The sequence below is a fragment of the Mesorhizobium ciceri biovar biserrulae WSM1271 genome, from assembly GCF_000185905.1.
Taxonomy (GTDB): Bacteria; Pseudomonadota; Alphaproteobacteria; order Rhizobiales; family Rhizobiaceae; genus Mesorhizobium; species Mesorhizobium ciceri.
Map to the genome: position 1 here is coordinate 4,925,425 of NC_014923.1, position 12,964 is coordinate 4,938,388.

14 protein-coding genes are annotated in these 12,964 nt (G+C 62.4%); 9 read left to right on the plus strand and 5 right to left on the minus strand.

What is annotated here, in order from left to right:
- Positions 1–5: 5 nt before the first annotated feature.
- Together MESCI_RS24030 and cysS are read right to left on the minus strand one after the other, a co-directional pair.
- Positions 6–392, minus strand: a complete 387-nt coding sequence (locus tag MESCI_RS24030; RefSeq protein ID WP_013532560.1) for a VOC family protein — start codon at positions 390–392, stop codon at positions 6–8.
- Positions 389–1,825, minus strand: coding sequence for a cysteine--tRNA ligase (gene cysS / locus MESCI_RS24035; RefSeq protein WP_013532561.1), 1,437 nt, complete (start codon positions 1,823–1,825; stop codon positions 389–391). Before cysS ends, MESCI_RS24030 begins: the two co-directional genes overlap by 4 nt.
- Positions 1,826–2,215: 390 nt before the next feature.
- On the opposite strand from cysS, the gene MESCI_RS32355 reads away from it, so the two are divergent.
- Complete coding sequence (locus MESCI_RS32355; RefSeq protein WP_013532562.1) at positions 2,216–2,371, plus strand: hypothetical protein; 156 nt, start codon at positions 2,216–2,218, stop codon at positions 2,369–2,371.
- Between the two features lie 61 nt (positions 2,372–2,432).
- Here MESCI_RS32355 and MESCI_RS24040 read toward each other — a convergent pair whose 3' ends face one another.
- Positions 2,433–3,194 carry an SOS response-associated peptidase gene (locus MESCI_RS24040; protein ID WP_013532563.1) on the minus strand — a complete coding sequence of 254 codons (762 nt, stop codon included), beginning with the start codon at positions 3,192–3,194 and terminating at the stop codon, positions 2,433–2,435.
- A gap of 128 nt (positions 3,195–3,322) precedes the next feature.
- Between MESCI_RS24040 and MESCI_RS24045 the strand changes: the two genes are divergently transcribed.
- The 4 genes from MESCI_RS24045 (at position 3,323) to MESCI_RS24060 (ending at position 5,788) form a co-directional block, all read left to right on the plus strand.
- A complete protein-coding gene (locus MESCI_RS24045; protein ID WP_013532564.1) occupies positions 3,323–3,757 on the plus strand; it encodes an NUDIX hydrolase in 435 nt (144 codons plus the stop codon).
- 81 nt (positions 3,758–3,838) lie between these two features.
- The gene (locus MESCI_RS24050; protein ID WP_013532565.1) at positions 3,839–4,216 is read left to right on the plus strand and encodes a TIGR02301 family protein; all 378 of its coding nucleotides are present in this window, start codon (positions 3,839–3,841) and stop codon (positions 4,214–4,216) included.
- A gap of 458 nt (positions 4,217–4,674) precedes the next feature.
- On the plus strand, positions 4,675–4,932 hold the full coding sequence (locus MESCI_RS24055; RefSeq protein ID WP_008874920.1) for a hypothetical protein: 258 nt from the start codon (positions 4,675–4,677) through the stop codon (positions 4,930–4,932).
- Between the two features lie 82 nt (positions 4,933–5,014).
- Positions 5,015–5,788 carry a hypothetical protein gene (locus MESCI_RS24060; RefSeq protein WP_013532566.1) on the plus strand — a complete coding sequence of 258 codons (774 nt, stop codon included), beginning with the start codon at positions 5,015–5,017 and terminating at the stop codon, positions 5,786–5,788.
- A 33-nt stretch (positions 5,789–5,821) separates the two neighbouring features.
- On the opposite strand, the gene MESCI_RS24065 is transcribed toward MESCI_RS24060, so the two are convergent.
- A complete protein-coding gene (locus MESCI_RS24065) occupies positions 5,822–7,153 on the minus strand; it encodes a dihydroorotase (RefSeq protein ID WP_063167701.1) in 1,332 nt (443 codons plus the stop codon).
- A 75-nt stretch (positions 7,154–7,228) separates the two neighbouring features.
- Here MESCI_RS24065 and ygfZ point away from each other — a divergent pair, with 75 nt between their 5' ends.
- From ygfZ to MESCI_RS24080, 3 genes are all read left to right on the plus strand, one after another.
- Positions 7,229–8,089 (plus strand): CAF17-like 4Fe-4S cluster assembly/insertion protein YgfZ, encoded by an 861-nt coding sequence (gene ygfZ / locus MESCI_RS24070; RefSeq protein WP_013532568.1) that lies wholly within the window; start codon positions 7,229–7,231, stop codon positions 8,087–8,089.
- Positions 8,089–8,724, plus strand: a complete 636-nt coding sequence (locus tag MESCI_RS24075) for an HD domain-containing protein (protein ID WP_013532569.1) — start codon at positions 8,089–8,091, stop codon at positions 8,722–8,724. The genes ygfZ and MESCI_RS24075 overlap by 1 nt, the downstream gene beginning before the upstream one ends.
- Positions 8,725–8,885: 161 nt before the next feature.
- Positions 8,886–11,027, plus strand: a complete 2,142-nt coding sequence (locus tag MESCI_RS24080) for a putative bifunctional diguanylate cyclase/phosphodiesterase (protein ID WP_013532570.1) — start codon at positions 8,886–8,888, stop codon at positions 11,025–11,027.
- A gap of 11 nt (positions 11,028–11,038) precedes the next feature.
- On the opposite strand, the gene MESCI_RS24085 is transcribed toward MESCI_RS24080, so the two are convergent.
- Positions 11,039–11,929, minus strand: a complete 891-nt coding sequence (locus tag MESCI_RS24085) for a fatty acid desaturase family protein (RefSeq protein WP_013532571.1) — start codon at positions 11,927–11,929, stop codon at positions 11,039–11,041.
- Between the two features lie 112 nt (positions 11,930–12,041).
- On the opposite strand from MESCI_RS24085, the gene MESCI_RS24090 reads away from it, so the two are divergent.
- On the plus strand, positions 12,042–12,953 hold the full coding sequence (locus MESCI_RS24090; protein WP_013532572.1) for a LysR substrate-binding domain-containing protein: 912 nt from the start codon (positions 12,042–12,044) through the stop codon (positions 12,951–12,953).
- The last annotated feature ends 11 nt before the right edge of the window (positions 12,954–12,964 follow it).

The window sequence follows — 12,964 nt, forward strand, 5'->3', positions numbered from 1 at the left end:
GCTGATCACTCCGGCGCATGGCAGACGGCCTCGACGTTGTTGCCGTCGGGATCGAGGACGAAGGCGCCATAGTAGTCCGGGTGATAGTGCGGGCGCAGGCCCGGCCCGCCATTGTCCTTGCCGCCGGCGGCAAGCGCCGCAGCATAGAAGGCTTCGACCTCGGCGCGGCTGCGCGCGGTGAAGGCGACGTGCTGATGGGCCTTCTGACCATCCTTGCCTTCCTGCAGCCAGAATACCGGCCGATCGCGACCGTAGCCACCGACCTTTTTACCGCCGGTGTACTCCAGCGGCACCATATACAACAGCGCGGCACCAAGCGGCGCCATCGCCTTGTCATAGAAAGCCTTCGAAGCGTCGAAATCGGCAACGTTGATGCCGAGATGATCGATCATCTTTTTACCTCCCAGGTGGTGATGCGTTCGCCTGTGACCGGATCCTTGCCGTCCTTCAACTGTATCCCCTGGGCCAGCAGGTCGTCGCGGATGCGGTCGGCTTCGGCCCAGCTCTTGGCGGCGATGAACGCGAGACGCTTGGCGATGGCCTTGCCGACGTGGCCTTCATCAACCTTCGCCGACGCGACGTCGAAGCCGAGGAACAGCAGCGACGCCTTCAGCGATGCAGCGGCATCGTTGCCGTCCATTGCCTCGCCGGCCAACTGGGTCAGGACCTGGAAGGCGGCATAGGTGGCGAGATCGTCCGACAAGGCGTCAATGATCTCCACGGGCACCTGTCCCGCCGCCGTCGGCGCGAGGTCGGCCCCCCGCTTCCATTTTCGCAGGGTGTTCTCGGCCTCTTCCAGCTTGCGCACGGAAAAGTCGATCGGCTCGCGATAATGCGTCATCAGCATCGCCAGCCGCAGCACCTCGCCCGGCCATTTGCGGCCGCCGAAGGTCTCGGTCTCCAGGAGTTCGTTGATCGAGTAGAAGTTGCCGAGGCTCTTCGACATTTTCTGCCCTTCGACCTGCAGGAAGCCGTTGTGCATCCAGATGTTGGCCATCATTTCGGTGCCATGGGCGCAACGCGACTGGGCGATCTCGTTTTCATGGTGCGGGAAGATCAGGTCGAGGCCGCCGCCATGGATGTCGAAGACCTCGCCGAGATAGGCGGCCGACATCGCCGAGCACTCGATGTGCCAGCCCGGCCGACCCCTGCCCCATGGCGAATTCCAGCCCGGCTCCTCCGGTGACGACAACTTCCAGAGGACAAAATCGCCGGGATTTTTCTTATGCGCGTCGACGGCGACGCGAGCACCGGCCTGCTGCTCGTCGAGATTGCGCTTCGACAGCTGGCCGTAGTCGGGCATCGACGCCGTGTCGAACAGGACTTCGCCCGCAGCAACATAGGCATGGCCGCGTTCGATCAGGCTTTGAATCAAGGTGATCATGTCAACCTTGCCGTCGGCACGGGGCTCGACGAATTCGGTGGCGCGCGGCTCGACCGTCGGCTCCAGGCAGCCGAGAACCGCCACGTCGCTGTGGAACTGGTCGGCGGTCTTTTCGGTGACCCGCCTGATCGCCTCATTCAACGACAGCGTGCCGGAAGCGATCTCGCCGCCGAAATCGCGCAAAGCGCGCGCATTGATCTTGTCGTCTACGTCGGTGATGTTGCGCACATAGGTGACGTGCGTCTGCCCATAGAGATGGCGCAGCAAGCGGAACAGCACGTCGAAGACGATCACCGGCCTGGCATTGCCGATATGAGCAAAGTCGTAGACGGTCGGGCCGCAGACATACATGCGCACGTTCAGCGGATCGATCGGGACGAAATCCTCTTTCGTCCGCGTCAGCGTGTTGTAGAGGCGCAGGCCCTGCGATGCGTCGGACATTCGTGCCTTCCCGGTTCAGAACTCAATTCGACGAAGCCAGCCCTGCGCGAACGCAAATCAGGCTCCAGCCTGCTGGCCGGGGCGTTTGTCCAATCTGGGGAGAGATGAGGCGAAAACGTCCGGACCAGCGCGAGGCTAGCCAATAATGCAAATGCCACAAATGGCGAAAGACGTTTTCATGGGCGGCTTTATCGCCTTGGCTTGTGTTGCCGTCAAGTCGCAAGTTTCGGCAAAACCGTCGCTGGGTCACAGGTAATGATGCACTGAAACATTTTATTAAACATGTCGGCACAGTCATGAAACATTCGCCGGCTAGATCAGCAGGCGTCACGATTTGGTCAGAATCGGCCATCAAACGCAGACACGAAAATGTTACCAGGGAAGAGAGACATGCCCCGAACCAAGCAGGAAGCCAACCGCGCCAAGCAGCCGGCGCTGGCCAACCACTATCGCGCAATCGGCCCGGCCGCGATCGTCGCCGCCCTTCTCCATACCGCCAAGAAGAAAAAGCCGGCGCAGAAGATCGTTTCGCCCCGCGCTGCCTGAAGGGGTGGGCGGCCGGCGCCAATGGCGCCAGAAATGAAGGCGCCGACGCGCGCGCCCTCTGCTAGAACAACGTCATCTGACTGTCGTCCGCGCCGGACTTCTGGCGCTTGACCTTCTCGGGCTCCGGCCCGATCTCGCCCCGCTCCTGAATCTCCGGTCCGGTGTTGGCGACCTTGTTGACGAGGTCGGAGACCGGAATTGCCTCGAAGAAATCGAGCTGAGCCGGCCGCAACAGATCGGCGACATCACGCGGTTCGAGCGTGCGGCAATCCAGCCAACGGGCGAAATCCCTGGGGTCGATCACCACCGGCATGCGGTCGTGGATATGCGCGATGTCGGCATTGGCGTTGATGGTCAGGATGGCGCCGGTGTCCATTTCCGAACCGCCCGGCTCGGCATAGGTCTCGATCAGCCCGGCGAAGGCAACCAACCCGCCATGCCTGGGGCGTATCCAGTAAGGCTGCCCCTTCTTGCCACCGGTTTGCCGCCATTCATAAAAGCCGGACGCCGGCACCAAAGCGCGGCGATGGCGCATGGCGGCCTTGAACGACGCCTTTTCGGCAGCCCCTTCGGAGCGCGCGTTGAACAGCAGCGGAAACTCGCGTGTATCCTTCACCCAGGTCGGGATCAGCCCCCAGCGCACCAGCATTGGCTGCCGGTCCGGCAGATTGGAGCCCGGCGCCTGCGGAGGGCCGGCGACCGCCATCAGGATCGGCTGCGTCGGGGCGATGTTGTAGCGCGCCGGGAAATCCTCAAGCCCCGCCACGTCCAGAAAGGCAGCGGTCTGATCCGGCGTCGCGGTCAAGGCGAAACGTCCGCACATGGTCGATTGGTGCCCTTCGAAAGGTTCGGCTTCTGAAAGTGGCGATGGAACCGGCGTTGCGCAACCGCTAAAACTTGTCCACGCTGGCCGGTCCACAACTGACCGGCCTTCAGCCTGATTGGGAATCCATGAACGAAGCGCGCAAAATACTTCCGGCAGTCTCGGTCGCCGTCGTGCGGGCAGACACCGTGCTTCTGGTCAAGCGAGCCCGGCAACCGTCGCAAGGGCTCTATGCCTTTCCGGGCGGCAAGGTCGAACCTGGTGAGACGCTGGAGGCAGCGGCAGAGCGCGAACTTCAGGAAGAAACCGGTTTGCGTGCCACAAATTATCGCCCGCTGCGGGAAATCCGCATCGACGGCCGGGATGACAGCCACCCGGTCGATTATCTCCTCACAGTCTTCGGCGCCGCCTATGCCGGCGGCGAGGCCGTGGCCAGCGACGATGCGGAGACGGCGGCCTTCTATACGCTCAGCGAGATGGCGGCGCTGCCGCTGGCAGGCTCGGTATTCGCGGTCGCCGAAGACTTGTTGGCCCCCGGCGGAAACGCCGGACTGCTGTCCTGAAATCAACTTGCGGGCCACAAATTGTTTCGCCACAAAGACTTATGCTGTTTAGCAGAGCCACGCAGCTGGTAGAGAAGGCTTATGAATCGTCCATCCATGCTCCTCGCCGTGTGTCTTGCGGTCGGCGCGACCGTTTCGATACGGCCCGCGCTCAGCGCCGAGTCGCCGTTCGAGCCCGGGTTGATGCGGCTGGCGGAGGTTCTGGGCTCGCTGCATTTCCTGCGCAATCTGTGCGGCGAAAAGGGCGACCAGTGGCGTGTCGAGATGACAAAACTGCTCGATTCGGAAAATCCGGACGCCGAGCGGCGCGCCCGCTTCATTGCCAGCTTCAATCGCGGCTACCGCTCCTTCGGCGGCACCTATACGAGGTGCACGCCCTCGGCGACCGAAGCCATCAGCCGCTACATGAAGGAAGGCGAGACGCTGTCTCGCGACATCGCCTCGCGTTACGGCAACTAATGCATGTCGCCCAAAAGTGGCTGCGGTTTTGGGAGAACGACACGCATAAAAACGAAAACCTAAAGCGCCTCGCCTGAATCCGTTCAAACGCAGCGCGCTTTAGGCACTCGCTCATCGACAACTATCCGAACCATTGCTGGGTACAGCCGATATATCGGCTTGTGCCAGGCGATATCTTGGTGCAATCCTCATGTTGCACTTCTGCAACAGTATTAACGAAACCCTACCGCGCGAAAGCGGAATTAACTCAAACTGAAGGTTTTCGCCCCGCAGGCCGCCCCAATCGGCTAAGTTTGACTCGAACTGAACGCAGTTTCGCACAAGGCAATCGGGCTTTGTAAAAGACGATCAAAAAAATGTCGTATTTACAAATACTTAATTGTCCCTGGGTGTGAAATGAACAGATCAGGCCTGATCCACATCAATGGATCGCAGCTTGAAAGGGTGGACATTCGCTTATGGAACATGGTGTCAACGACATCGACGCGCTGGTCAGGGAAGAAAAACGCTTGACCGCCGTGGAAAGCCACAGCGAGGCCTGGGCGGAAGGTCTCTCCGCCGGGATAGAGCCCGAGATCATTGCCGAAGCAGCGCTCGAAACAGCCTTCGGCGAGATGTTGCGTGCCAATGGCGAGACCTCGGCCCTTGCCCTGCTCGACCGTATGCGTGAAAAGGTGATTGCTGGCGCCTTCGAACCTGAACGGCTGCGGCACTGAACCGACGTCCGGTTCTTTGACGGCAATATGCCGCTCGGGCGTCATGCCCGTAAGCAGGGAGAAACGGGCAGTGAGTTTTTCGATGTCAGGCAAGCCGCGTGGCTTGGTCCTTCGCATCTCTTTCGCCGCTTGCTGTGCCGCGATTCCCCTGGTTGTGTGTCTCGCGAGCAGCCCCGCCTATGCGCTGAGCGAAATCAAGCGCGAAGAGCTCCCCCCGACGGTCACGCCGCCGGCCGACGACATGTCGCCCCCCGGAAGCACCGTGCCAATGCCCAACCCGGTCGGGACGCCGCCGCCGTCTAGCCAGCCGACTGCTCCTGCCGAAGCCGAGCCGGACAGTCCGGCGGATGGCGGCGTGACCAGGCCACGCGTCGATCCGGACACGCCGGTGCCCGAGGTCATCTACGATCTCGGCAAGCTGCCGGAACCAGTGCGGCGCATGCATGATTTGATCGTCGAAGCCTGCAAGGGCGGCGATATCGAAAAGTTGCGGCCGTTGATCGGCACGGGCGACAACACAACGCAATTGTCCCTAACCGACATTGATGGCGATGCCGTCGCCTTCCTCAAGGGCCTCTCGGGAGACCCGGACGGCCAGGAAATCCTGGCCATCCTGGAGGAGGTGCTTGATGCCGGCTACGTCCACCTCGATGCCGGCACGCCACAAGAGCTCTATGTGTGGCCGTATTTCTTCGCCCTCCCGCTGGACAAGCTGGACGCCAAGCAGCGGGTCGAACTGTTCAAGATCGTCACCGCTGGCGATTTCGACGACATGAAGCAGTTCGGCGCCTATATTTTCTATCGCGTCGGTATCACCCCTAGCGGACAGTGGTCATTCTTCGTCGCCGGGGATTGAGAGCGGCTCTTCCCACCCACGGGGGTAGGGAGCCTAGCGGGGCAATGCCTCAGAAAACTCCACCGCCCTACCCTGGCTTGGCGTGGCGATCTCGCCTTCCCACATCACGCGGCGGCCGCGAATGACGGTGCCGACCGGCCAGCCGACCACTTCTCTCCCGTCATAAGGCGTCCAGCCGGCTTTCGAGCCGGCCTGCGCATTGGTGATGGTCTGGCGCCGCTTCATATCGACGATGGTGAAGTCGGCCTCGTAGCCGGCAGCGATGCGGCCCTTTCTCGCCATGCCGAAGATCCGCTGCGGGCCGTGGCTAGACAGGTCGACAAAGCGCTGCAAGGTCAGCCGGCCGGCATTGACGTGGTCGAGCATGATCGGCACCAGCGTCTGCACGCCGGTCATCCCCGACGGTGAGGCCGGATAGGGCTTTGCCTTCTCGGCCAGCGTGTGCGGCGCGTGGTCGGAGCCGAGCACATCGACGATGCCTTGCGCAATGCCATGCCAGACGCCATCGCGATGGCGCGCGGCACGCACCGGCGGGTTCATCTGGATCAGCGTGCCAAGCCTGAGATAGTCGTCGGCGCTCAGCGTCAAATGATGTGGCGTCGCCTCGCAGGTCGCGACATCCTTGTGTTGTTCGAGGAACACAATCTCCTCGGCGGTCGAGATGTGTAGAACATGGATGCGGGCACGGGCGTTTCGCGCAATGCGTACCAGCCGTTCGGTACAGCGCAAGGCGGCGATCTCGTCGCGCCAGACAGGGTGCGATGCCGGGTCGCCTTCGATGCGTTCGCCAAGGCGCTCGCGCAGCCGGAATTCGTCTTCCGAATGAAAGGCGGCGCGCCGGCGCGTGTTTCTCAGGATCGACGCCACGCCCTCGTCATCCTCGACCAGCAGGTCGCCAGTGGACGAGCCCATGAAAACCTTGATCCCGGCCGCACCCGGCAGCCGCTCAAGCTCGCCGACATCCCCGGCATTCTCGCGGGTGCCGCCGACCCAGAAGGCGAAATCGCAATGCATGCGCCCCGTGCCGCGCCGGACCTTGTCGGCAAGCGCTGCCTCGCTGGTGGTCAGCGGATTGGTGTTGGGCATCTCGAACACGGCGGTGACGCCGCCAAGCACGGCAGCGCGCGAACCCGTTTCCAAATCTTCCTTGTGCTCCAGTCCCGGCTCGCGAAAATGCACCTGGCTGTCGACGACACCCGGCAGGATATGCAGGCCGCGGCAGTCGATCGTCTCGCCGGCCGAGGCCTGGCGGAGATCGCCGATGGCAGCGATGCGCCCGTCCTTCACGCCGATGTCGCGAGCCCCTTCGCCGTCATGGTTGACCACTGTGCCGCCTGTCAGGATGAGGTCGTAGATCATGGCCATGCTCTCTTGCGGGGGGAGTGCCAGCGGCTTACGTAAAGGCCGACCATTTTGCAAGATCAGGTTGCTTTTCCGCCCATGCCCTGTGCCCAGCTCAAAGACCGCGCCCTCATTTCCGTATCAGGTCCGGATGCCGAGCATTTTTTGCAGAACATCCTGACCACCGATCTCGACATCCTGGCTCCCGGCGAAGCCAAACCCGGTGCGCTGCTGACGCCGCAAGGCAAGATCCTGTTCGATTTCCTGATCTCCCGCACCGGCGAGAATGCATTCCGGCTCGAATGCCGTGCCGACATATCGGACGATTTCGTACGCCGGCTGACGCTCTACAAACTGCGCGCCAAGGTCGAGATTACCAAATCCGATCAGGCGTTTGTCACCGTCGCGTGGGGACATGAATCAACACCCTCACAATCTGATTCAACGGCGGCCGCCGACACACGCTTTCCGAAGGGTGCCGTCACGCGTTCCTATGGCGAAACGGATGAGCCCGGCGATCTTGCCGCGTGGCAAGCCTTCCGCATTGTCGGCGGCATTGCCGAAAGCGGCAGCGACTACCAACTCGGAGACGCCTTCCCCCACGATGTGCTGCTGGACGAAACCGGCGGCATCGGCTTCAAGAAGGGCTGCTATGTCGGCCAGGAGGTCGTCTCGCGCATGCAGCATCGCGGCACGGCCAGGCGGCGCGTGCTGATTGCATCGGCCGACAGGCCCCTGCCCGCGCCCGGCACCGAGCTGACCGTCGCAGGCAGGCCGGTTGGCACGCTCGGCTCGACCGTAGACACGACCGGTCTGGCCATTGCGCGCATCGACCGGGTCAAGGCGGCGCTCGATGCCGGCCAGCCGATCATGGCCGGGGACGTTCCGTTAACGCTGGCCATTCCCGGTTGGGCAAAATTCGCCTTCCCGCAGGAAGCCGTCAGCGCGGAGGAGGCCTGATGGCGGCCGACCGCGTCGGCGCGCCGGCACGCGCCTGGCAGCGCATGCTGTCGGGCCGCCGGCTCGATTTGCTCGACCCCTCGCCGCTCGACATCGAGATTTCGGACATTGCGCACGGGCTCGCCCGCGTTGCCCGCTGGAACGGCCAGACCAGCGGCGAGCATGCGTTTTCGGTCGCCCAGCACTCGCTGCTGGTCGAAGCGCTGTTCTGCGACCTGGTGCCCGAGGCTTCGGCCGACGCCCGGCTGGCGGCCCTGCTGCACGACGCCCCCGAATATGTCATCGGCGACATGATCTCGCCGTTCAAATCGGTGATGGGCGGCAGCTACAAGGATTGTGAGTTACGGCTGCAGCGCGCCATCCATCTGCGCTTCTCGCTGCCTCCGGAACCAAGTGCTGCGCTGCGCAAGGAGATCAAGCGCGCCGACCAGATCGCCGCCTATTTCGAGGCAACGCTGCTCGCCGGCTTTTCGACCGCCGAGGCGACCGAGTTCTTCGGCCGTCCGCGCGGCTTCAATGCCGACCGCTTCGATTTCACGCCACGTTCGGTGACCTGGGCGCAGAACGCGTTTCTGAAACGGTTTTCGGCGATCGAGACGTCGCGGCATCAGGTTTCGGCGACCGCAATCGGCTAAAGCGCGTCGCGCTGAAACGGATTCACGCGACGCGCTTTAGGTCTTTTTATGCATGTCATTCCCCCAAAACCGAGGTCACTTTTGGGCGACATGCATTAAAACGCTAAATTAACCAGCGGCGACCACAGTAGCTTGTTCGATCACGGTCCGCAGGCGCGCTCATGCCCGTCGCTGATGCCAAGGATGGTTCGGCCGTCCCGAAACGGGAGGCCGAAGGCATGGACCGCTCCCGCCACATGGAAGACGAACTGCGGGAGCAGAACCAACGCTTTTCGGCTGCGGTCGAGAACATGTCGCACGGCCTGTGCATGTTCGACGCCGACGAGCGGATGATCATCTGCAACGGCAACTACCTAAACATCTTTTGCCTCGACGCCAGGGTGATAAGGCCCGGCATCCGGTTCCTCGACATTCTGCGCCACAGCGTCGATATCGGCGTCGCCTCGCAAACCGCCGACGAACTCTACGCCATCCGCAAGCCCTATATCGATCAGGCAAAGCCCTCGACCTACGAAGAAACACTGTCGGACGGCCGCATCGTCAGCATCTCGCACCGCCCTCTGGCTCTGGGCGGCTGGGTTTCGATCTATGAAGACATCACCGAGCAGCGCCGCGCGCAAGAGGATCTCAAGGAGCAGCACCGCCGCTTCGACGCAGCGCTCGCCAACATGTCGCAAGGCTTGCTGATGTATGACGCCGACGGCAAGATGATCGTGCGAAACCGGCGTTTTCTGGAGCTCTACAAGGTCACCCCGGCGGATTTTCCGCTTGGAACGACGCACCGCGACGCGCTCGAACGGTTGCTGGAACTCGGCATCTATACGAAGATCGATGTCGACAGCGAAGTCGCCAAGACCGAAGCCTGTCTGGCGGCGGCAAAAATGCATTCGGCCTATCGGCATCTTACCGACGGCAGGACGGTTTTGGTCACACGTCGGCCGATGGATGGCGGCGGCTGGGTGGTGACCTTCGACGACGTCACCGAACGTCGCCGCACCGAAGAGCGCATGACCCATCTTGCGCATCACGACACGCTGACGGGATTGCCCAACCGCTCGATGTTTCGCGAACGGCTCGACCTTGCGCTGGAGGACACGGCGGCCACGCCGCTGGCGATCTTCTCGCTCGATCTCGATCGCTTCAAGGCAGTCAACGACACCTGGGGACATCCGGCCGGCGACTGGCTGCTGAAGACCGTGGCCGAGCGGCTGCAGCGCTGCCTGCATAATGAAAACGACGTCGTTGCCCGCTTCGGCGGCGACGAATTCGTCATCATCCAGTTCAATTTCAAGGGCATTGCCAATGCTGAAAAACTCGCGAAGCGCATCGTCGAGACAATCGGAAAACCGTTCCGCGACAAGAGCCGCGAGATGCATATCGGCATCAGCCTGGGCATCGCGGTTTTCCCCGACGACGGCGGAGACGCCGACACGCTGCTGAGGAACGCCGATACAGCGCTTTACCGGGCGAAGAGCGAAGGCCGCAATCTGTATCGCTTCTTCGAACCCGGAATGGACGCAATGGTACAGGCACGGCGTGCGTTGGAGGTCGACCTCGGGACCGCACTGTCGCGCCAGGAATTCGACCTCGATTTCCAACCCATCATGAACATCGCCTCCGGCGAGATCGTCGGCGCGGAAGCCTTGATGCGCTGGCATTCCCCAGAACGTGGCATGGTGGCGCCGGACAGCTTCATTCCGGTCGCCGAAGAAACCGGATTGATCGTGCCGCTTGGAGAATGGGCGCTGAGGAAAGCCTGCACGGCGGCGGCACGGTGGCCCGCCGGCCTGCGCGTCGCGGTCAATGTCTCGGCCGTGCAACTTAAAAGCGGCAGCTTCGCCCGCAGCGTCATCTCGGCGCTGGCTTTCTCCGGCGTGCCAGCCGGTCGGTTGGAACTGGAGATCACCGAAACCGTGCTGATGGACGAAAGCGAGGTGGTGCTAAGGACGCTGCGGCAGTTGCGCGAACTCGGCATCCGCATCGCGCTGGACGATTTCGGCACCGGCTATTCGTCGCTCGGCTACCTCAGGCGTTTTCCTGTCGACAAGATCAAGATCGACCGTTCGTTCATCCACGATTTGGGCAATCGCGACACCGCGGCGATCGTTCGCACCGTCATCGGGCTGGGTGCCGAGCTTGGCATCACTGTCACCGCCGAGGGGGTCGAGACCGAGGTGCAACTCGACATCCTGCGCAGCAATGGCTGCACCGAGGCGCAGGGCTTTCTGATCGGCGCGCCGTCACAGGCGGCCGAGATCCAGCGTCTGTTGAGATCCCGGGCGCCGCACAGCCAGACCGGCTAGGCCGGCCATCGTCAATGCAGCGTCTCGATGTACTTTTCGTGGAAGCTGACATAGCCGGGCTCGACCACCTTGAGATGCCGCTCGATCAGCGCATGAAACCGCGGCAGTTGATGAAACGGCACGCCGGGATAGGCATGATGCTCGGCATGGAACGGCATGTTCCACGCCAGCTTGCGGACCAGCCAGTTGGTCAATGTGGTCCTGGTGTTCTCCAGCATGTTGGCGACGAACGGACAACGACCGTGCTCGGCCAAGAGATAGAGGCGCAGAAACGGCTGCCCCAACAGAGCGGGCAAAATCCAGACATAGACAAGCACCGAGAGCCGGAAATAGACGGCAAGCAGAAGGAGCACGGCATAAAAGGCAATCATGGCGCGTGCCTCGATGCGCACCTTGTCATAGCCCTTTGGCGGAACGTAGCTTTCGCGACCACGATCCGCGGCGTTGGCATAAAGCGTCTTGATGTGGCCCCACCATAACGGGATGCCGGATATGTGGACGAGGTATTGCCGCCATGTCTCCGGCTTGGGGAACGCCAGTTCCGGGTCATTGTCGGGATCTTGCGTGTATCGATGGTGGGCAAAGTGGAAGTAGCGGAACCAGTCCGCCGGCAGTGCGATCGCCAGGCTGCACACCCGCGCCACGAGATCGTTCAGCCGCTGCGCCTCAAAGGCCGTGCGATGAACCGTCTCGTGCAGCAGCGTGAATAGGAACACGATGAGGAGACCTTGCGGCAGCATCAGCAGCGGCCAGAACGGCACTTTGGCGGCGATCAGCGATCCGAGGATCACGATCGCACCCCAATGAGCGGCAAGCTGAACGAGGCCCGCGGCATCAGACTTGGCGGTCAGCCGGTTGCGCTCCTCCTGCGTCAACGATGAAATTACGTCGCGATGATCCACGGGCTTCGATCCAGGCTGGGATTTGATAGAATCCACTGTAGCGCATGAAAAATCTTTCCAAAAATGACGATTTCTGCGATTTAGATAAGCTGAACTTATCTATCCGGTGATCATGGCCGTACTTCCCTCTCTCAAAGGACTTCAGGCTTTCGAGGCTGCCGCCCGTACAGGCAGCTTTGCGGGGGCGGCGGAAGAGCTTTCTGTATCGGCCGCCGCCGTCAGCCAGCTCATCCGCACCGTCGAGGAGCAGATGGACCGCAAGCTGTTCCATCGCGTCAACCGGCGCGCCGTCCTCACCGAGGCCGGCGTCGAGATGCTGCCCAGGCTGACCATGGCCTTCCAGGAGATCGGCAGCGTCGCGCGCCAACTGGGCGGCGATGCGTTCCGCCCGCGCCTCGTGGTGTCGGTGCCGCCATCCATGGCCATGGGTTGGCTTTCGCAGCGCCTCACTGGTTTTGTCTCCAGCCATGGCGCCGTCGACATATCGCTCAGAGGCGAGGATGACCCGGTGCCGTTCGACCGTGAGTTGATCGACATCAGGCTCACTTATGGCCCGCACTATCGCGAGCACCCGACCGAGGACATCGTCCAGGACGCAGTCTATCCCGTGTGTGCACCCGGGCTGGCGGACACGATCAAACCCGAAGGCCTCGCCAGCCTGCCGCTTATCCATACCGGCTGGGGACCGACCGGTGCGTCCTTTCCGTCCTGGCACAACTGGTTCGAGGCGGCCGGCATCGAACCCGGCCGGGCAGCGCAGCGCGGCCTCTCGGCCAACTCATCGCGCGCAGCACTCGACCTTGCCATTTCGGGATTGGGCGTGGCGCTGGCGCAAGGGATCTACTGTGCCGAGGCGCTGGAGGACGGCCGACTTGTCAGGCCCCTCGCCCAAATGGTCGAGCTGCGCCAGCCCTATTGCCTGACGATCCCGGCGCGCAGCGCCAGACGCGATGTCGTGGACGCATTTCGCCAGTGGCTGATCGACGAGTGCCGGCGCGCAGTCGGCTCGCCGGCACTGCGTTGACGCGACACGCG